The following is a 19,682-nucleotide window of genomic DNA, read 5'->3' as shown; positions in this document are numbered from 1 at the left end:
GGGGCGTCCTCGACCGGGACGATCGTTCCGGTGGCGTTGTCCGTCGGGTTGGGGTCGATGACGGCCCCGGTGACGGACCAGTTGACGCGCTGGATGCCGGAGGTGACGCCGGTCAGCCGGGCGGTGATCTTCACGTCGGCGCCGGGCGGGACGATACCGAGGGCGCACTGGGGGGTGCCGGGCGCGCAGGTCCCGGCGTCGGTGGTCAGTTCCTCCAGCCGTACGCCGGGCGGGGCGTCGACGGTGAGGATGGTGCCGGGCGAGGGGGCGGGGCCCCGGTTGGTGACGGTGATGGTCACCTCGGTGTCGGAGCCGACCTCCACGGCGGGCTGGGTGGGCGGCGCGGTCAGCGACAGGTCGACGGACTGCTGAAGGGCGGGCTCCTTCTGCCGTCCGGCGTGCGTGTTGTCGACGGGGCTCAGGTCGCCGGAAGCGATGTCGAGGACGGAGAGCTGCTCCATGGAGTTCGGGGCGAGTTCCCGCCGCGCGGTGAACACGAGCCGGTCGCCGCCGGGGGTCCAGGCCACGTCACGGGGCTGGTGGGGGCCGGTCGCGGAGGTGTCGGGGATCGGCAGGTCGCAGCCGGCCGGGTTGTCCTTCTGGACGGAGGGCAGCACGACACGGCAGCCGCCGCCGCGCAAGGGCTTGACGATGACGCCGGCCTGCTGGTTGACCCTGCCCCCGCCGTCCTTGCGGTTGAAGGCGACCTTCAGGCCGTCCGGGGAGAACGCGGGGCTGTCGTCGATGACGTCGCAGGCGCCGGGGCAGATCGTGGCGCTCAGGTCCCGCTGGTTGCCGAGGTCGGCAACCGGCACGACCCAGATGTGCTTGTTGCCACCGTTGCCGTTGATGACCTGGTTGCGGGTGAAGGCGAGGTTGACGCCGTCGGATGACCAGGTCGGCTGGGCGTCGCCGCCGGTCTGCTGCCCTTCGGGGGGCCGGACCTCGTCGAGGATCTCACCGCTGGCGACGTCGGCGACGAGGATCCGGCTCGGGCCCGCCGCGTCGCCGGTGCCGCCGGGCGAGGTGCGGGTGAAAGCGAGCTTGGTGCCGTCGGGCGAGAAGGCGGGGTCGGTGTCCCAGTCGTTGGCGCCGCGCCCGGCGAGCGGCAGTGCGGCCGCGTTCCTCCCGTCGGCGTCGGCCATCCAGATCCGCTCGATGCGCCCGGCGTCGGTGTCCTCGAAGCGGGTGACGACGATGCGGCGGCCGTCGGGGGTGTAGCTCTGCCGCTCGGTCCAGGGGTCGAACCCCGGGCGCGGGTTGAACAGGCGGTCCACGGCGGCGTCCTGGTTGGTGCGCGCCTCCGGGTCCTCCTTGAGGATCGTGAGCCCCAGGTCGCGGGGGTCGGAGCCGTCCTGGCGTACGTCCTGGAGCGTCACGATCTGCGCGGCGGCCAGCAGTTCATCCGGCTTCTTGACGGTCTCGGGGTCCGGGGTGATCCGGGGGACGACGACGGTCCCGGCCGGGGCAAACCAGGTGGGCGGCCCCACCTGGCGGTTCTCGTCGACCAGTTGGTCCGGTGCCTTCGTGCCGTCGAAAGCGGTCACCCGGTAGACGTGGTCGAAGTCGTCGCAGCCGCAAGTGTGGTACGGGCTGAGGAAGACGACGTCCTTGCCGTCGGGCAGCCAGGAGGCCGAGCGGGTGCCCCACTCCGCGTGCCCGCCGACCAGCAGCGGGCGGTCGGTGCCGAGGCCCTCGGTGGCCCGCAGTTCGGTGCCGTCGTCGACGTTCGGGTCGGGGTTGGTGGTGAGGGTGTACGCCACGGTGTTCCGGGCGGCGGGGTCGGTACCCGGGTTCCAGGACGGCTCGGTGGCGTCACCTGCCCCCGCGTCGCTGATCCGGGTCTGCGGGCCGCCGGCGACGTCCCGCACGTAGATCTGCCAGCCGAGGGCGGTGTCGCCGTCGCAGGCGTACGCGATCCGCGTGCCGTCCGGGGACCAGGTCGGGGACTCCTCGTTGTCGGCGGTGTCGGTGAGCCGCCGCAGATTCGAACCGTCGACACCGACCGACCACAGGTCGCGCTGGGTGCCGCCGGGTCCTGGCTCCGCCGAGTCGAAGACGACGGTCCGTCCGTCCGGGGAGAGTTCGGGGCGGGCCGCGTCCCGGCCGTCGGTGAGCCGGCGCACGGACCCGTCCGCGCCACGTACGTACACCTGGGGCTTGGCGCTGTCCCGCAGGCTGGTGAAGACCAGGACGTCACCCCGGGCGGAGGGGTCCTGGTCGTAGTGGGCGGGCCCGTCGCCGAACAGCGGGTCGGTGTGGTCCTGGTCGTTGGCCCGCCCGAGGCTGCGGTGTTCGGTACCGGCGAAGGCGATCCGCCCCGCCTGGGCCGCCTCCGCGTCCGCCGGGGCGGCGACGGCCTGGCCCGCCCCGTCCGGTGCGGCGGCCGAGCCGACCAGCAGCAGCGGCGCCAACAGCACCACCGCGCCGGTCAGTCGGCCGAACCGGGAATGCTTCGCCGGGCCAGCAGTGCCGGTCACGGCCCACCTCACAGTCTCTCGATCGACTCTCCACCGGCCAGCTTCGCGCTCGCGCGGGGACGGAGAACAGGCCGCGAGTACCCGGACCGGGGGAAGGGACCGCTGCCCTTTGCGGCGGCCGCCCCTCCCTCAGATCAGCCCGTGGCGCATCGCGTAGCCCACCGCGTGGGCCCGGTTGCGCAGTTCGAGGCGGGTCGCGACCTCGTGCAGCACGTTCTTGACGGTGCGTTCCGAGTACGAGGTCTTCTGCGCGATCTCCGCGGTGTCGCAGCCCTCCGAGACCAGCCGGATCATCTCCGCCTCGCGCGCGGTGAGCGTGGACAGGGTGAGCCCCCGGGGGTCGAGGACCGTGCGCTGGAGAGAGCTGACGTGGTCGAGGAGCTTGCCGAGCAGATCGCCCGGCAGGACGCCCTCGCCGTTGGCCATGGCGCGCACCAGGTGGACGAGCCGGTCCTGGTCGGCCTCGGCGCGGCGGAGGACGGCGGCGACCCCGCACTCGATCATGGTCTGGAGGGCGCCCGACTCGAAGTACCCGACGACCAGTCCGGTGCGGGTGGAGGTGTTGCGCTGGAGGCGGTGGAGGAGCTGAACGGTGGTCTCGCCCACCGTGTCCACCACGACCAGGGAGACCTGCGCCCGGTCCGCCTCGGCCTCCGGGAGCAGTTCTATCTCGGGGCGCACCCGCAGTTGGTGGACCATGCCGGTCTGCAGGATCAGGTCCTCCGCGTACACCGCGACGGAGACCCTGCCCCCGGGCGCTCCCCCGGCGCCGGGCGTGCGGCGGTCGGCGGCGTCGGGCCTGCGGTACTGCCCGCGTGCCGCCGTGCTGTTCGTCGTTTCCGTGATCGTCATCGTTCCGTGCCCGTCTTCCTCAGGTACTTCAGCCCTGTATGCCTGCTGTGCTCGTGATCGCCCCTGCCGGCCGGGGCAGGGCGAGCGGGCCCGGCGCGGGGGCGCGGGGACACCGTGCCGGTGGGCCCGCGGGGCACCACCGCTGCCCGCTTCTTGCCCTTGCGTCTCTGCTGCCGAGCCGGGGCGGCGGCCTACCGTCGCAGAGTGACCACATCTGCCGAACTCGCAAGCCCCACGGTGACGGTGTCGCCGGGCGGTACCGCGACGACCACCCTGACCGTGCGCAACGACGGCGACATCGTCGAGGCCTACACCCTCGAAGTGGTCGGCGACTGTGCCGCCTGGACCACCGTCGAGCCGGCGCGTGTGTCGCTGTACCCGGGCACCTCCGAGACGGTGACCCTCACCTTCGCCCCGCCCCGCTCCCACGAGGTCCGGGCGGGCGAAACCCCCCTGGCCGTACGGGTGCTGCCCGCCGAGCGCCCCGAGTCGGTGGTGGTCCCGGAGTCGACGGTGACCGTCGCGCCCTTCCACGAGCTGCGTACGGAGCTGGAGCCGCGCCGCCGCCGGGGCTGGCTGGGCGCCCGGTTCCGTACCGCCGTGCAGAACAAGGGGAACACCCCGGTCGACGTGGTCCTCGCGGGCCGGCAGGACGGGGAGGACCTGACTCTCGCCTTCACGCCGGACAAGAAGCGGCTGGAGCCGGGCGAGTCGGCGGAGGTCGGGCTGAAGGTCCGGGCCCGGAAGCTGATCTGGTTCGGCGAGCCCGCCACCTGGCCGTTCGAGGTCCTGGCGACCGAGAGCGCCGAGGCTGCCGAGGGCGCCGAGGGGGGCACCGAGAAGGACGCCGAGCCCAAGGCCGTGGCCACGGCCCCGGTCGACGACGGGCAGCCCGGCGGGGCCGAGGCGCTGCCCGGGGAGTTCGCCCAGATACCCGTGCTGCCCAAGTGGCTGCTGATCGTGCTGGCCGCGCTGCTGGCGCTGCTGCTCGCATGGTTCGCCCTGGTGCGGCCCGCGGTGCAGAGCACGGCCAAGCAGGCCGGGGCGAAGGCCGCGCAGGAGGAGACCGAGCGGGGCAAGGAGCAGGGGTCGACGCCGCCCGGAGGCGCGGAGAACCCGGCAGGCGGCCAGGGCGAGGGGACCGGTCCGGACGGCACGGGCCCCGGCGGGACCGGTTCCGGCCCGGGCGGCACCGGCGGGGGTGGCGGCACCGGCGGAAGCGGTGGCGGCGAGCAGGCCTCCCGGACCATCGACGTGAAGACCCAGGCAGGGGCCACGGCGGAAGGCGCCTACAAGGTCCCGGCCGGGAAGGTGTTCCGCGTCACGGACGTCGTGGTGGCGAACTTCCAGGGCGACGAGGGCCTCGTGACGATCTCCTTCGGCGAGAACAAGATCACGACGATCGCTCTGGAAACCTTCCGCAACCAGGATTATCACTGGGTCACCCCCATTCAGGTTCCGGAGAACGCCACCGTCACCGCTTCCGTCACCTGTGCCAAGCCCGGCACTCCGGCCACCGGACAACAGGCTTCCGGGTGCCATCAGGTTCTGAATGTCAGCGGTGTACTGAGCGATCTCGCTCGATAGCTCGACAGAAGGACGATAGAAGGACGTTGGGAGCGCGGCGGAATCAGTGGCGCCGACCCCTCTGCCGCGCCTGTTGACGAGACAACAACAGAAACCCGGCCGGAAGGAAACCCGGCGTGCCGGGCGGTGGCGGATTCACCCTCCCCACCGCACCGGAGATCTCCGACAGTTCGGTCGTCCGCCGCGTCGACAGCACCGGAAGAATATCCGCTGTCGATGGCCGTGGACACGAACGGGCCTGCTCAGGACTGATTCTGACGGTTTGGTGAAGGTCGACCGGTGCCCGTTCGGAGCGCTTCCGCGCCCGTTTCCCCCGTCCACACCCGACTGATTCCGCCACTCTTCCCGGCGCATTCTGGCCGAATCGCATCACCTCGGAGTGTTTCCCCCGGTACCCCCGGACGGCCATCGGCCGCCCAGGGTTTACCGGGGAAATGAGATACCAAACACATGGGCTCCCCGGCGCGCCGTCCGGCCTTTCCCTCAATCACCGCGCCGAGGGGGCTTGTTCGGGCTCCGGCGTAACACGCTGTTCTCGTTCTCGTCATGTGGGCGGCCGAATACGCGGGGGCGAACGGGAATAGGGGTGAGCAGTTGCGGCCGTACCGCCAAGGGCAGGGTTACCCGGCGTTCGAGAGCCCGGAAAGGGCAGTCTCCTTGCCCCGGGTCCAGGACTCCGGGACCTACTCCCGGCCCGCGCGGCCGGTCAAGACTGGGCGGTGATCGAGTGACCGTCCAGAAGGAGCGAGCATGCCGTCGTACCTCACCCCCGGTGTTTACGTGGAGGAGGTGCAGTCCGGAGCACGGCCCATCGAAGGAGTCGGCACCGCGGTCGCAGCCTTCGTCGGCTTCGCGGGGACGGGCCCCTTCCACCAGCCGACGCTGGTGACCAACTGGGACCAGTACGTGCAGACGTTCGGCGCCTTCACCGCCGACACCTATCTGGCGCACGCCGTCTACGGCTTCTTCGCCAACGGCGGCGGCGCGGCCTACGTCGTGCGCATCGGCGGCCCCGCGCAGGGCGCCGAGGGCGCCGCCCAGGGTTCCGTCGCCCAGGCCCCCGCGCCCGTCGCGCTCGGCGGGTTCCTGGTCGCCGCCAAGCCCGGCACGGGCGACGGCCTCTCCGTGGAGATCGCCGACGCCGAGGGCGAGAACCCGCCGGAGGACCGCTTCCGGCTGCTGGTGCGCCAGAGCGGCAAGGTGACCGAGACGTACGACGTCTCCACCCGCAAGAACGTCAAGGGCTACCTGGTCACCCAGGCCCGCGACTCCAAGCTGATCCAGGTCACCGAGCAGCCCGGCACGGCGCAGAGCCGCCCGGAGAAGCAGACCGTGGCCCTCGCTCCCGCGACGGCGGCCGCGCCCGGCAACGGGGTGGCCCGGCTCGACGCCTCCGAGTACGTGGGCGACGCCTCCGCGCGTACCGGGTTCGCCGGTCTCGAAGCGATCGACGAGATCACGATGGTCGCCGTCCCGGACCTGATGAGCGCCTTCCAGCGCGGCGACATCGACGCCGAGGGCGTCAAGACCGTGCAGCTCGCGGTCATCTCGCACTGCGAGCAGATGGGCGACCGCGTCGCCGTCCTCGACACCCCGCCCGGCATGAACGCCCAGCGCGTCCGCACCTGGCGCAACGAGGACGCCGGCTACGACTCCCGCTACGCAGCCCTCTACTACCCGTGGGTCAAGGTCTTCGACCCGGCGAGCGGCCGCAACTCCCTGGTCCCGCCGAGCGGTCACGTGGCCGGCGTCTGGGCCCGCAGCGACAACGAGCGCGGAGTGCACAAGGCCCCCGCCAACGAGGTCATCCGAGGAGCGGTGGACCTGGAGATCCGGCTCTCCAAGGGCGAGCAGGACCTCCTCAACCCGATCGGCGTGAACTGCGTGCGCGCCTTCCCCGGCCGCGGCATCCGCATCTGGGGCGCCCGCACCCTCTCCTCCGACCCGGCCTGGCGCTACCTCAACGTCCGCCGCCTCTTCAACTACCTGGAGGAGTCCATCCTCCTGGGCACCCAGTGGGTGGTGTTCGAGCCGAACGACGACCGCCTCTGGTCGAGCATCCGGCGGAACGTCACCGCGTTCCTCACCGAGGAGTGGCGGCGCGGCGCACTGTTCGGCCGCACCGCCGAAGAGGCGTTCTACGTGCGGTGCGACCGGAGCAACAACCCGCAGGAGTCGATCGACCTCGGTCAGGTCGTCTGCGAGATCGGGGTGGCGCCGGTGAAGCCCGCGGAGTTCGTGATCTTCCGGCTCTCGCAGTTCTCGGACAGCACCAGCCTCGTCGACGAGTGACCCTCGCGGCCCTTCCCCACCACCCGCAGCACCATCGCAACCGGAACAGGTGACACACAGTCATGGCAGAGGGCGACGCTCTTTCCACCCATATCTTCGGCGTTCAGCTCGGCGGCTATCTCGTGGAGTCCATCCAGGAGATCAGCGGCATGACCGTCGAGGAAGAAGTCGTCGAGGTCCGTCAGGTGACCGCAGACGGCAAGCAGATCATCCGCAAGCAGCCGGGCGCCCGCCAGGCGGGCGAGGTGACGATCACCCGCGGGCTCGACAAGAGCAGCGAGTTCACCACCTGGATCAAGGAGACCCTCAACAACGGGGCCGTCGACACCGCCCGGCAGAACCTCACGATCGAGATCAAGGACTCGACGGGCGAGACCGTCCGCCGCATCCAGCTGATGCAGGGCTGGGCCTCCAAGTGGGAGGGCCCCTCGCTCAAGGCCGGCGAGTCCAGCGCGGCGACGGAGACGGTGACCATCACCTTCGAGGAGATCGTGGTCGAATGAGGCGCCGGACCGTTACGCCGGGTGCCGGGCTCGAAGAGACCCTCGACAACCTGGCCGCCGCGACCGCCACCCGCCAGGAGGCTCCGGCCACGCCGGCGCCCTCCCGCGCGCCCCGGCGCGAACGGGACACGCTGCAGACGGAGTTCGCCTTCGAGCTACCGCGTGGGTACGTCGACGACGAGGGCCAGGTGCACCGGAACGGCACCATGCGGCTCGCGACGGCCCGGGACGAGCTCAAGCCCCAGATCGACCTGCGGGTGAAGGAGAACCCGGCGTACCTGTCCGTGGTGCTGCTGGCCCAGGTGATCACCCAGCTCGGCCCGGTCACCGACGTCCACACCGGGATCGTCGAGCGGATGTACGCGACCGACGTGGCGTTCCTCCAGGACTTCTACCGCCGGATCAACAGCGAGGGCCACACGCATGCCGCGGTGACCTGCCCGCTGTGCCAGGGATCGTTCGAGGTGGACCTCTCGGGTGGGCGCCTGGGGGAATCGTGACGTACGCGCTTCCCCGGCTGCGGGAGGAGATCGCGTACGTCGCCTACCACTTCCATTGGCAGCGTGAGGACATTCTCGACCTCACCCACGGCGAGCGACAGCAGTGGGTGCGGGAGATAGCGCGGATCAACACCCGCGTCAACGAAGGCGGGTGATCGTGTGGGGTTCGGGGACTGGCTGCGCCGGGCGGACCGTCGGCGGTCCGACGCGCCCTCTCCGGAGGGCGGGAGCGGGCACGGCGACGCCTCCGCCGTGCCCGCCACGCCCGCCGCGTCCGACGAGGGCGGTAACGGTGGCGCCGACCACGGTGGCTGGGACGGCGGTGGCTGGGACGGCGGATGGCGGCGGGTGGCCCCGCCGTCGGTGACCGTCGCCCGGTCCTCGATCGGTGTGAGCGACGGGCTGCGGTTCCGCTCGCGCCTGGCCTCCTGGCAGAACCCGTCCCTCGGCGGCGAACTCGGCCACGCCGTCCTGCCGTCGGCCCCGGTCGGCCTCATCCACGGAGTCGCCCGCCCGGGCTCCGCGCGCCCCGCGACGTCCCCCGGCGGCCCGCTGCTGCTCCGCGCGGTCCGGCCCGCCGACGATCCCGCCGAGCCCGTCGGGCCCGCGTCGGACCTGCCGTCCGCCTCGGCGGGGAGGGCATCCGTGCGCGGTACGGGTAGGGGTACGGGGTCGGGGAAGCCGGGTCCGGCGTCGCCGCCGGTCCAGCGGTCGGCGGCTTCTGGGACCGTGAACCGGTCGTCGCCGCGTGCTGCGGATCCCGCGAGCGGCTCGTTGTCGGCTGCTTCGGGAGCGGCGTCGCGGTCGTCGTCCGGCGCTTCGGGGCCTGCGGACCGGTCGTCGTCGGCTGCTTCAAGGGCTACGTCGCGGTCGTCGTCGCGTGCCCCGAAGTTCGGGGACCCGTCGTCGGGTGCTTCGGGGTCCGGGAACCCGTCGTCGTCAGGTGCCTCCGGACCTGCGAACCGGTCGTCATCGGCGGGTGCGCCGGAGACGGTCTACGTGTCGCGCTCGGCGGCTTCGACGGGACGTGCGGCCGCGTCAGGTACGGCGGGCTCGTCGGGACCCGCTGAAGCGGCCCGGTCCGGGGAGGCGTCCGGGCGCTCGACCGCGGCGCGGTCCGGGGCGGGATCCGGGTCCGCGAACTCAGCCAGGTCCGGTTCGGCGACCCGGTCCGCGGCCGGATCGGCGGACTCGTCCGGCTCCTCGGCTCCGTCGGGCTCGTCCGGCTCATCGGCCTCGGGCAACTCCTCGCTCCGGTCCGGCTCGTCCGGCCCGTCGGACTCGGTCGGCTCGGCGAGCTCATCCGGCTCGTCCTCCACGGCCGGCTCGGGCTCGGGCAGCTCAGGCAGTTCGGCGTCCGGCTCAGCCCGCTCATCCGGCTCGGGCAGCTCAGCCGGCTCATCGAACTCGGCCCGCACATCCGGCCCCTCGGCCCCGGCCGACTCGGTCGAGCGTGCGGGAGCCCATCCCGCTCCCGCGCGGCCCACGCTCGGGCCCGGGAACAACGCTGCGGCCGCCGTCCGCCCGCCGTCGCGGCCCGCTGCCGTGCGCCCGCACCGCATCGCGCCGCCGCTGACCGTGGCCCGGCGCCCGGCCATGCCGCTGCGGCAGATCACCGGGCTCGCGCCTGCCACACCGGCCGCCCCGGCCGCGCCCGCGCCGTTCTCGGCGGCGCCCCCGACAGCCGCACCCGCCGCCGTCCAGCGAGCCGCGTCCGAGGAGCGGAGCCGCCCGGACCGTACGGAGCCGGTCGCCCCGCACCGTAGGGAGTCGGTCGCCCCGGACCGTACGGGACCGGTCGCCCCCGACAGGCCCGCTCCCCCGCACTCCGACCCCGGCGCCAGCCCCGACCGGCCCGCCCCCGAGGCCGTACGCCCGGCCCTGGGCAAACCGCTGCGCGAAATGCCCGCCGGGGCCAGGCCGGCCCCTACCGCCGAACCGACCGGAGTCGTCCCGTCCGCTCCCGGGGCCGTGCCTCCAGCAGCAGCCATGCCGGTGCTCCAGCGCCAGGCGTCGGAGCAGCCGAACCCCCAGATCCCGCTGGCCCCTTCGGCCGCGACACCCGCGAAGGCCGGGCCTTCGTCCTCCGGTCCGGCCGAGACCCCGGCACGGCGTCAGCCGTCGTCGAAACCGTCCGAGCCGTCCCCCACCGTGCTGCGCGCACCGGCCCCGGGACCGAACACTTCCGCCCGGGTGCGCGGCGGGATCGGTGCGCCGCTCCCCTCGCTGCCGCCGACCGCCCGGCTCGGCGGCGGCGCTCCGCTGCTCGGTGACCTTCCGTCCGCCATGACGCGCCCGAGCACGGACCGGGCTCCGGCCCCCGCCCCGGCACCGCCGACGACGACGTCCACCGCGATGCCCGTGAGGTCGGCCCCCGCCGAACCGTCCCGGCCCGGACCCGAGCCCGCACCCGTCCAGCGCTCGGCCACCACCGCTCCCCCGCCCCCGGTACGCATCCGGCCCATCCCCCGGGACCGTACGACGACGGCACACGGCTCCGGCGGTACGGCACCCACGTCAACGCCCTCCAGGGTCCAGCGGGCACGCACCCTGCTCCCGGACCGCCCCCTGAGCATCAACACCGGTTCCGCCGAAGGGTTTTCGGGACCTCCGGTGGCGACGGGCGCCGACTCGTCCCGCCCGGTCGTCGCGGCCACCTGGCGGCGCGACGTGGCGCAGCCGGGATCCGGCGACGCCCAGGCAGGTGCCGGGCAGCACTCAGCCTCCGCCACAGCACCGGGAACGGCGGTCCAGCGCTCCGCGACGCCCTCGCCCCTGCCTCCCGTCCCACAGCCCCCGCAGCAGGCGTCCGGCTCGGCGACCCGCCAGACCCCGCAACCGGGCCTCGCACGGCGGCCCCCCGTCGTCCGGCCCCATCCGCCCGCCGCGCCCCGGTCGACGGACGCCGTACCCGTACAGCGGCAGGCGCTGCCGGTCGTGCCCGACAGCGCCGGTCCGCCGGCCACCGACCCGGCTCCCGTGGGCGGCCCCGCTCCCGGCGGGCCGCCGTCCCCCTCCGTACGGGTACCACCCCGTACGCCCGCGCGGAGCGCCGGAGCGGGCCGCCCGGAGACCAAGGCTCAAGCCGTCCAGCGTGCGGCGGCGAACGCCGGGATCACCGGGGTGCCCGTCCAGGCCGCCCCGGCCAGGCCCGCAGCCGGGGCGGCGGGGGCGGCCTCCGGGCCCGCCGACGCCTCCGACGCACCCCCGGCGAACCGGCTGAGCGGATCAGAGATCGAGGAGCTGGCCCGGCGGCTCCTCGACCCGGTGAGCCGGCTCATCCGCGCCGATCTGCGCCGGGGCCGGGAACGCAGCGGGCGGCTGCACGACGGCCGTCGCTGACGGCCCCGGCACAGACACCGGCCTCCGCCCCCGCCACGCCCCGTACGACCGACCGACCGCAGAGAAGACGAGAGACGCATGACCGACAACATCTTCGCGACGAGCGTGTTCTTCAAGCTCGCGATCGGCGGCAGCGACCTGGGCGCGTTCCACACCTGCTCGGGCCTGGGCGCCGAGGTGGAGATGGAGACGTACGCCGAGGGCGGCAACAACGGGTTCACCTGGCAGCTGCCGGGGCGGATCACCTGGACGAACATCACGCTGACCCGCCCGGTGACCACCGACACCCTCAAGATCGCGCGCTGGCTGAACGAGACAATCCAGCGGGTCGAGCCCAAGGACGGCGAGATCGTGGCACTGCGCCCCGATCTGAGCCGGATCATCAGCTGGCAGGTCCACGGGATCGTGCCGGTGCGCTGGCAGGGACCGTCCTTCGACCCGGCCAACTCCCAGGCGGCGATTGAGACGTTGGAGATCGCGCACGAGGGTCTGGAGCCCTCCTGACAGGCAACAGCGCATCCGCCAGGGACAGGACCAGGACGTAGGAAGGAGGAACCGCAATGTCACCCGCTCTCCGCGCGAGCCGCGCTCGTGCCCAACTCACCATCATGGAACCGCCGTCGGCCGTCGGCGCCAAGCCCGGCGGCACGCTCGCCCGCCTCACGTTGCAGTTCAACCCCGCGAAGCTGTCGCTCAGCAAGAGCACCGAGTGGCGGCGTACCCCGTCCCGGATGGCCGGGCAGTCCGCGCTGCCCGAGTTCGTCGGCAGCGGGCCCCGGGCCCTGTCGCTGGAGGTGTTCCTCGACGCGACCGCCACCCACGACAACTCCGTGGAGAAGGCGGTGGAGCAGTTGATGACCGCCTGTGTCCCCACCCCCAGCAGTCTGGCCCGCAAGACGCCCGCCAGCCCCTGGGTGCGGTTCGACTGGGGGACGTCGAAGACGACCTCGTTCGACGGGGTGCTCTCCAACCTCCAGGTCTCGTACACCCTGTTCGACGTCGACGGGAAGCCGCTGCGCGCCACCTGCTCCCTCTCCATCGAGGAGGCGAGCGTCGATCCGGCGGGCCAGAACCCCACCTCGGGTTCGAAGGAGGCGCGGCGCACGCACCGGGTCGTGGCCGGGGACAGCCTGCCCCTGTTGGCCTGGCGGGAGTACGGCGACGCCACCGCGTGGCGCACCATCGCGTACGCCAACGACATCGACGACCCGATGACGCTGACGCCCGGCCGGGAGCTTCTGGTGCCCGGGCGGGAAGACGGACCGGCGGAGGAGGGCCGATGAGCGGGAAGGAAGCGCCCGGCCGCTCGTTCGCCGCCGACCCGATCGTCGAGGCGCCCGCCGAGCTGCCCGCGGCCTGGGCCACCCAGCTGGTGAGCTGCGTGGTCGACGAGAACGTGGGTCTGCCGGACACGGCCGTCCTGATGTACCGGGATCCTGACCACACGTTCCTCGCCAAGACCGGTATCGGCATGGGCACCCCGCTGAAGATCTCGGTCGTGACCGTGAAGGACCGGGGGCGCGAGCGGCTGTTCACCGGGGAGGTCACCGCGGTCGAGCTGGACACCGACACGACCGGGTCGTTCACCATCGTCCGGGCGTTCTCCAAGGCGCACCGGCTGCAGCGCGGCCGGAAGGTGGTGGCGTACCGGAACATGAAGACGGCGGACATCGTCCGCAAGGTCGCCGCCGGGGCGGGTCTTGCGGTCGGGCGGATCGAGGCCGCGCCGGTCACGTACAAGCAGCTGACCCAGCCGAACGTGTCGGACTGGGAGTTCCTCCAGCACCTCGCGGCCGAGAGCGGCGCCACCGTACGGGTCGACGACAAGGGCCGGTTGCAGTTCACCAAGCCGGACCCGGCCTCCTCGGCGCCCTCTCCCTCGACGTCCGCGACGCGCGACCCGATGGTCCTGGAGTACGGGAACAATCTGCTGGCCCTGCGCGCGGTGCTGACCGGGGCCGACGGGTCGGACAGCGTCGAGGTGCGCGGCTGGAACGTCGACACCAAGACCCGGCTGGTGGCCCGGCAGCAGTCCGTGCGCAGCGACACCGTCGCCCCGGGGATGAGCCCGTCGACGGCGGCCAAGATGTTCGGGGGGAACTCCCGGACGACGATCGCCGACACCCCGTACCGCACCCAGGCGGAGACCCGGGCCGTGGCCGGGGCGCTCGCCGCGTCCGTGAGCGCCGGGTTCGGGGAGGTCGAGGCGGTGGCGTACGGGAATCCGCAGCTGCGGGCGGGCCTGCCGGTGACGCTGGGCAATGTGGGCCCCGCGTTCTCCGGCCGCTACACCGCCACAGCCGCGCACCACGTACTCGAACCGGACACCGGCTACCGCACGACGGTGATCGTCAGCGCCTCGCCGGACCGGTCGCTCTCCGGGCTCGCCGCCGGTGCGAACGCCCCCTCGCGCGGTCCGCGCATGCCGGGTCTGGCGATCGGGGTGGTCACCGACATCCGCGAGGAGGGCAAGGGCCAACGCGGCTGGGTGCGGCTGAAGTTCCCCTGGCTCGACGACACGTACGTCACCGACTGGGTGCGCACCGTGCAGTGGGGCGGCCAGGGCGGCGGCGGGGTGTTCAGCCCCGAGGTCAACGACGAGGTGCTGGTCGGGTTCGAACAGGGGCTGCTGGACAGCCCGTACGTACTCGGCGGGCTCTACAACGGGGTCGACAAGCCCTCCCCGCACGACGTCCCGCTCGTCGACCCGACCAGCGGAAAGGTCAACCGCCGCTCCCTGGTGTCTCGTTCGGGGAACCGGCTGGAGCTGCTGGACGCCCCGCGCGGTCCGGCGGGCGTACGGATCGCCACCGGCGACAAACGGCTCGACGTCGTCCTCGACGAGAAGAAGGGCGAGATCACCCTCACCGTCAAAGCGCGAGGCGGGACAAGGGAGTTGAGCTCGGTGACGCTGTCCGCCTCGGGCATCACGCTCGACGCGGGCGCCACGGGTGACGTGAACATCAAGGGCCGCTCGGTGACCGTCAACGGCAAGACGGGGGTCACGGTCGACGGCGGCCTGCTCGCCGTCCTCAAGGCCAAGCTCATCAGGATCAACTGACCGCCCGCCCGCTCCCTCCCGCATCCCCGAAGCCCCTTTCCACAGCAAGGAGAACCCCGGTCATGCCCCCCGCAGCCCGCACGGGCGACAGCACCGCCCACGGCGGCCTCATCGGCACCCCGCCCCCGGGCGCGATGGCCGTGGCCACCGTGCTCATCGGCGGCCGGCCCGCGGCCGTCACCGGGAGCCTGCACGGGTGCGTCGTCCCCCCGCACGCGGCGCTCGGCCCCGGCAACGTGATCATGCCCAACCCGGCCGCCGCGATCGGCGGCGCGGTGCTGATCGGCGGGCTGCCCGCGGCCCGGATGGGCGACAAGACCACCTGCGGCGCGCCGATCATCAGCGGTGCGTTCAACGTCCTGATCGGGGGCCCGATGTGAGCGGCGACGGGTACGCCGGACGCGGCGGCGGATTCATCGGACGCGGCTGGGGCTTCCCGCTGCGGACCGGGCCGACGGGCGGCATCGCCCTCGTCGAACGGGACAAGGAGATCGAGGAGGCCATCGGGCTGATCCTCGGCACCGCGCCGGGTGAGCGGCCGATGCGCCCCGAGTTCGGCTGCGGCATCCACGAGTACGTCTTCGCGCCCGGCGACGGGGCGACCGCCGGGCGGATCGCGCAGGAGGTCCGCACCTCGCTGGAGCGGTGGGAGCCGCGGATCGAGGTGACGGATGTGGTCGTCGCCTTCGACGCGGTCGAGGAGGGCACGCTCTACATCGACGTGCACTACACCGTGCGGGCCACCAACGACCTGCGCAACCTGGTCTTTCCCTTCTACACGATCCCCTCCTCCGAGGGCTCGGCGGCACAGTCCGCTCCGGAAGCGGGGAGGCTCTGATGGCGCTGCCCTCCCCCAACCTGGACGACCGGCGCTTCCAGCAACTCGTCGACGAGGCCAAGCGGTTCGTCCAGCAGCGCTCCCCCGAGTGGACCGACCACAATGTGTCGGACCCCGGGGTCACGCTGATCGAGACGTTCGCGTACATGGTCGACCAGTTGCTGTACCGGCTGAACCGGGTGCCCGACAAGAACTACGCGGCCTTCCTCGATCTGCTCGGCGTGACGCTGTTCCCGCCGACCGTGGCACGGGCCGACATCGACTTCTGGCTCTCCGCGCCGCAGCCGGAGACCGTGCACCTGCCCGCCGGTACAGAAGTGGCGACCGCGCGCGGTGAGGCCGAGGAGCCGGTGGTGTTCTCCACCTCCGAGGACCTGCCGATCGTGCCGAGTTCGCTGGAACGGCTGGTGACCGCGCCGGTGTCGGGCGACCAGACGGACCGGACGGCGCCGCTCGGCGCGGGCAAGGACATCCCGTGCTTCCAGGCCCGCCCGGAGCCCGGCGACGCCCTGCTGTTCGGGCTGCCGACGGCCGTGCCGCGGTGCATCGTCGCCGTCCGGCTGGACAGCCGGGTGGAGGGCGTGGGCGTCGACCCGCGGCAGCCGCCGCTGGTGTGGGAGGCGTGGGACGGGGCCCGCTGGGTGGCCTGTGCGACCGGCACCGACTCCACCGGCGGCCTCAACCGGCCCGGTGAGGTCGTGGTGTTCGTCCCGGCCGGGCACACCGCGTCCGTCGTGGCGGGGACCCGGGCGGGGTGGCTGCGCTGCCGGGTGACCGCCCCGGAGCCGGGCCAGCCGTTCTACTCGGAGTCGCCGACGATCCGGGAGGCCGAGGTGTTCACGGTCGGCGGTACGACGGCGGCCGAGCACGCGGAGACCGTCCTCGATGTGCCCCTCGGGGTGTCGGAGGGCATCGCCGGGCAGCGGTTCACGGTGAGCCGGGCGCCGCTGCTGCTGGACGGGGACCCGCCGGTCGTCCAGGTGTCGACGGACGAGGGCTGGGAGATCTGGACCCCGGTCGAGCACTTCGGCGCGTCCGGGCCCGGGGACCGGCACGTCCGGGTCGACGCGGTCGCCGGGGAGTTCGCGTTCCCGCCGGAGGTGCGGGAGCCCGACGGCACGATGCGCGCGTACGGGGCGGTGCCCGCGAAGGGCTCCCAGCTCCGCGTCCCCCGCTACCGCACGGGTGGCGGATCGGCCGGGAACGTCGCCCGGGGCGCGATCGCCGTGCTGCGCAGTTCCGTGCCGTACGTCGCGGGCGTGAACAACCGCGAGGCGGCGACAGGCGGGGTCGACGGGGAGACCGTCGAGAACGCCAAGGTGCGCGCGCCCAACATCCTGCGGGTGCAGGAGCGGGCGGTGACGGCCGAGGACTACGAGCTGATCGCCCGGGAGGCCGCGCCGTCCCTGCGCCGGGTGCGGTGCCTGCCCGCGGTGCCGGGCGAAGCCGGTGCGGTACGGGTGCTGGTGGTGCCGGACGCGGTGGCCGACGAGGACGGGCAGGTGCGGTTCGAGCAGCTGATCCCCTCGGACGCGGTGCTCACGGCGGTGACGGAGCGGCTCGACGAACGGCGCCTGGTGGGAACCCGGTTGATCGTCGAACCGCCCGCCTACCAGGGCGTCACGGTCGTCGCCCGGCTGGTGGCCGCGCCCGGTGACGTGGACCGGGTGCGGGCCGAGGCGCTGGAGGCGCTGTTCCGCCACATCGACCCGTTGCGGGGCGGGGCGGACGGGCGGGGGTGGCCGTTCGGCAGGCCCGTGCAGTACGGGGAGGTCTTCGCCGTGCTCCAGAGCGTGGAGGGGGCGGGGCTCGTGGAGGACGTCCGCCTGTTCCCGGCGGACCCGATCACGGGCCGGCGCGGGGCGGCGGCGGACCGGGTGGACGTGGCGCCGGGGGCCCTGGTCTTCTCGCACCAGCACCAGGTCGTGGTGACCGCGAGCGGGGCCGGTGAGGTCGTATGACCCGGGCGGCGATACCCGGCCTGCCCAGCCGCTACCCGATCGGCGAGCTGCTGCCCGCCCTGTACGCGGACGACGACCTGGCCCAGCGGTTCACGGCGGGCCTGGACACGGTGCTCGCGCCGGTCCTGTCCACGCTGGACAACCTGCCCGCGTACGTCGACCCGGCCCTCGCCCCCGCCGACTTCCTGCCGTGGCTGGCGTCCTGGGTGGGCGTGGAGGCCGATCCGGCGTGGCCGGTGGCGCTGCGCCGGGCGGTCGTGGCGCGCGCCGTGGAGCTGCACCGGTGGCGCGGCACCCGGCGGGGTCTCGTGGAGCGGCTGCGGCTGTGCTGCGGGGTGCACGCGGAGGTCCGGGACGGCGGGGGCGCGACCTGGTCCGCCGAGCCGGGGGCAGTGCTCCCGCCGCCGCCGACCGGTGAACTCCTGGTCCGGGTCTGGCCGGTGCGCGCGGACGACGGGGTGGACGCGGTGGACGCCCACCGCGTCCTGGAGGTCGCCACCGCCTCGTGCCCCGTCCACCTGACCTGCCGGGTGGAGGTCCTGCCGGGCCCGCCCGGAGCGCCTGAACAGACTGGAGGCTGACGTGATGCGTTCGTGCCCGGCGTGCGGTACGGCCAACGGCGAGAGCGACGACTTCTGCGGCAACTGCGGTGCGTACCTGGGCTGGTCCTCGGAGCCCGTACGACGAGGCCGCACGCCGGATCTTGAGCCGGAGGAGGAGTCGGTACCGGAGCCGGAGGTGGCCCCGGAGCCCGCCGACGAGCCGCCGCCCAAGCCGGAGGCCGCAGCCGGGGCTCCGGCTTCGAAGCCCGAGCCGCAGTCCGCCCCCGGCCCCGAGCCGCAGTCCGTCCCCGCACCCGAGCCCGAACCGGCACGGACGGCCGAGCCGGAGCCTGCGTCCGGGCCGGGGGCGAAGCCCGAGGCCGGAGCTGGAACCCGGGCGCCGCAGGCCGAGCCCGCGCCGCCCCCGGCACCGCCCGCGACCGCGCGCCCGGAGGCCCCCGCACCCACCCCCGTACCGGCGACGCCTCCCCCGGCGCGCCCCTCCGTACCCCCGGCGCCCCCCGTGCCCTCGGTGCCTCCCGTACGGCCCGCCCCGGCCCCCGCCCCCGTACGCCCGGGAGTCCCGACCACCGCGACGACGAGCGGGCCCGGGACCGCGTCCGACGCGGACGAGCCGGTGGGGGCCGTGCGGCCCGCGCGGCCCGTGGCCCGGCGGCCCGTCGTGCGGCCGGTGGCGGCGGACGAGGCGCCGGACGGGCCGCCCTGTCCGGCCTGCGGTACGCCGAACCTGGCCGGGCGGAAGTTCTGCCGGCGGTGCGCCGCGCCCCTCCAGGTCCGGGAGCAGCCCGCCGCCCTGCCGTGGTGGCGCACGGTGTGGCCGTTCCGCCGCCGGGTGCGCGGCGGTTCGGGCCGGGCGCTGCGGCGGACCCTGCTGGTGCTGGCCGTGGCCGGCCTGGTGCTCGCGGGCTTCCTGTTCTTCCCGCTGGGGCGGTACGCCTTCGAGGACGTCCGGGACAAGCTCGGCGGCACGGCGGAGATCAGCCCCACCGGGGTGTCCGCGAGCGCGGCGGCCCCCGGCCATCCCGGGAGCGCGGCGATCGACGGTCTGACGAACAAGTACTGGGGCGCACCCGCGCTCGGCACATCGCTGACCTGCTCGTTCGGGACGCCGTTCCGGCTGGTCGGCATCGTGGTGCACACCGGGGTGTCGAAGGAGCCGCAGGAGTTCCGGCGGGGCGCGCGGCCGACCCGGGCGGACCTGCTCGTCACCACGAAGGACGGCAAGGTCCACAAGAAGGCGGTGACCTTCAACGACAAGCCCGGCAAGCAGACGGTACGGATGGGCATCAGCGACGTCCGCTCCGTCGAGCTGGTGCTGAGGGAGGCGACCGGCCAGGGCGAGGGGCGCCCGATCGCCCTCGGCGAGGTCGAGTTCTTCCGGCGTACCTGAACCGGGCCGCCGCCCCAGAAGTTCACCAACGCCCCAGTAACGATCAGAGAGTTATTGACGATCAAACAATTTCGGTCACAAATGGCTTCCCTCGGCACCCCCACACGCGGTTGACTGGGCATTACACATGGTGACGCGCCCGCCCACCGGCTCACCGGCCCTGCCCGGGCTCCGTGGCTCCCGGCGGAGGAAGGAGGACAGCGGTTGGCCAGCCCTCCCGCCTCGCGACGCCGCTCCGGCGCCCGGTCCCCGAGGCTCGCGGCGGCCGCTTTCCGACGGGCCCGTCCCCTGCTCGATCACCCGGAATGCGCCG

17 protein-coding genes are annotated in these 19,682 nt (G+C 73.5%); 14 read left to right on the top strand and 3 right to left on the bottom strand.

Features of this window, described 5'->3' with window-relative positions; genetic code table 11:
• Together IE134_RS15265 and IE134_RS15260 are read right to left on the bottom strand one after the other, a co-directional pair.
• Positions 1 to 2,480, bottom strand: a 2,480-nt coding sequence (locus IE134_RS15265) for a DUF11 domain-containing protein (protein WP_229823574.1), incomplete at its 3' end; no start/stop codon positions are given.
• A gap of 129 nt (positions 2,481 to 2,609) precedes the next feature.
• Complete coding sequence (locus IE134_RS15260) at positions 2,610 to 3,332, bottom strand: helix-turn-helix transcriptional regulator (protein ID WP_032783788.1); 723 nt, start codon at positions 3,330 to 3,332, stop codon at positions 2,610 to 2,612.
• 237 nt (positions 3,333 to 3,569) lie between these two features.
• Here IE134_RS15260 and IE134_RS15255 point away from each other — a divergent pair, with 237 nt between their 5' ends.
• From IE134_RS15255 to IE134_RS15235, 5 genes are all read left to right on the top strand, one after another.
• Positions 3,570 to 4,919: a COG1470 family protein gene (locus IE134_RS15255; RefSeq protein WP_189430807.1), complete on the top strand. Its 1,350-nt coding sequence runs from the start codon at positions 3,570 to 3,572 to the stop codon at positions 4,917 to 4,919.
• A 750-nt stretch (positions 4,920 to 5,669) separates the two neighbouring features.
• Positions 5,670 to 7,211, top strand: a complete 1,542-nt coding sequence (locus tag IE134_RS15250; RefSeq protein ID WP_097986906.1) for a phage tail sheath family protein — start codon at positions 5,670 to 5,672, stop codon at positions 7,209 to 7,211.
• A gap of 62 nt (positions 7,212 to 7,273) precedes the next feature.
• Positions 7,274 to 7,714 (top strand): phage tail protein, encoded by a 441-nt coding sequence (locus IE134_RS15245; RefSeq protein ID WP_010060032.1) that lies wholly within the window; start codon positions 7,274 to 7,276, stop codon positions 7,712 to 7,714.
• On the top strand, positions 7,711 to 8,214 hold the full coding sequence (locus tag IE134_RS15240; RefSeq protein WP_030715005.1) for a hypothetical protein: 504 nt from the start codon (positions 7,711 to 7,713) through the stop codon (positions 8,212 to 8,214). Before IE134_RS15245 ends, IE134_RS15240 begins: the two co-directional genes overlap by 4 nt.
• Entirely contained in the window at positions 8,211 to 8,369 is a 159-nt protein-coding gene (locus IE134_RS15235) for a DUF6760 family protein (protein WP_003966147.1), read from the top strand. The genes IE134_RS15240 and IE134_RS15235 overlap by 4 nt, the downstream gene beginning before the upstream one ends.
• A gap of 840 nt (positions 8,370 to 9,209) precedes the next feature.
• On the opposite strand, the gene IE134_RS34145 is transcribed toward IE134_RS15235, so the two are convergent.
• A complete protein-coding gene (locus IE134_RS34145; RefSeq protein ID WP_229823572.1) occupies positions 9,210 to 9,632 on the bottom strand; it encodes a hypothetical protein in 423 nt (140 codons plus the stop codon).
• A 127-nt stretch (positions 9,633 to 9,759) separates the two neighbouring features.
• On the opposite strand from IE134_RS34145, the gene IE134_RS34140 reads away from it, so the two are divergent.
• From IE134_RS34140 to IE134_RS15190, 9 genes are all read left to right on the top strand, one after another.
• Positions 9,760 to 11,556 (top strand): hypothetical protein, encoded by a 1,797-nt coding sequence (locus tag IE134_RS34140; RefSeq protein WP_229823570.1) that lies wholly within the window; start codon positions 9,760 to 9,762, stop codon positions 11,554 to 11,556.
• A 78-nt stretch (positions 11,557 to 11,634) separates the two neighbouring features.
• Positions 11,635 to 12,060: a phage tail protein gene (locus IE134_RS15225; protein ID WP_006127700.1), complete on the top strand. Its 426-nt coding sequence runs from the start codon at positions 11,635 to 11,637 to the stop codon at positions 12,058 to 12,060.
• Positions 12,061 to 12,116: 56 nt separating this feature from the next.
• Complete coding sequence (locus IE134_RS15220; protein WP_030715019.1) at positions 12,117 to 12,839, top strand: CIS tube protein; 723 nt, start codon at positions 12,117 to 12,119, stop codon at positions 12,837 to 12,839.
• Positions 12,836 to 14,617 carry a VgrG-related protein gene (locus IE134_RS15215; protein WP_189430762.1) on the top strand — a complete coding sequence of 594 codons (1,782 nt, stop codon included), beginning with the start codon at positions 12,836 to 12,838 and terminating at the stop codon, positions 14,615 to 14,617. Before IE134_RS15220 ends, IE134_RS15215 begins: the two co-directional genes overlap by 4 nt.
• Before the next feature lie 62 nt (positions 14,618 to 14,679).
• Positions 14,680 to 14,997 carry a PAAR domain-containing protein gene (locus IE134_RS15210; protein WP_030715024.1) on the top strand — a complete coding sequence of 106 codons (318 nt, stop codon included), beginning with the start codon at positions 14,680 to 14,682 and terminating at the stop codon, positions 14,995 to 14,997.
• A complete protein-coding gene (locus tag IE134_RS15205) occupies positions 14,994 to 15,455 on the top strand; it encodes a GPW/gp25 family protein (RefSeq protein ID WP_030715027.1) in 462 nt (153 codons plus the stop codon). Before IE134_RS15210 ends, IE134_RS15205 begins: the two co-directional genes overlap by 4 nt.
• On the top strand, positions 15,455 to 17,416 hold the full coding sequence (locus IE134_RS15200; RefSeq protein WP_030715031.1) for a putative baseplate assembly protein: 1,962 nt from the start codon (positions 15,455 to 15,457) through the stop codon (positions 17,414 to 17,416). Before IE134_RS15205 ends, IE134_RS15200 begins: the two co-directional genes overlap by 1 nt.
• Complete coding sequence (locus IE134_RS15195) at positions 17,413 to 17,997, top strand: phage tail protein (protein WP_098020401.1); 585 nt, start codon at positions 17,413 to 17,415, stop codon at positions 17,995 to 17,997. The genes IE134_RS15200 and IE134_RS15195 overlap by 4 nt, the downstream gene beginning before the upstream one ends.
• Positions 17,998 to 18,001: 4 nt before the next feature.
• Entirely contained in the window at positions 18,002 to 19,369 is a 1,368-nt protein-coding gene (locus tag IE134_RS15190; RefSeq protein ID WP_189430760.1) for an NADase-type glycan-binding domain-containing protein, read from the top strand.
• Positions 19,370 to 19,682: the final 313 nt, after the last annotated feature.

The organism is Streptomyces rubiginosohelvolus (assembly GCF_014649875.1).
In the GTDB taxonomy this organism is placed as follows: Bacteria; Actinomycetota; Actinomycetes; order Streptomycetales; family Streptomycetaceae; genus Streptomyces; species Streptomyces rubiginosohelvolus.
This window is presented reverse-complemented; position numbering and strand designations above follow the sequence as displayed.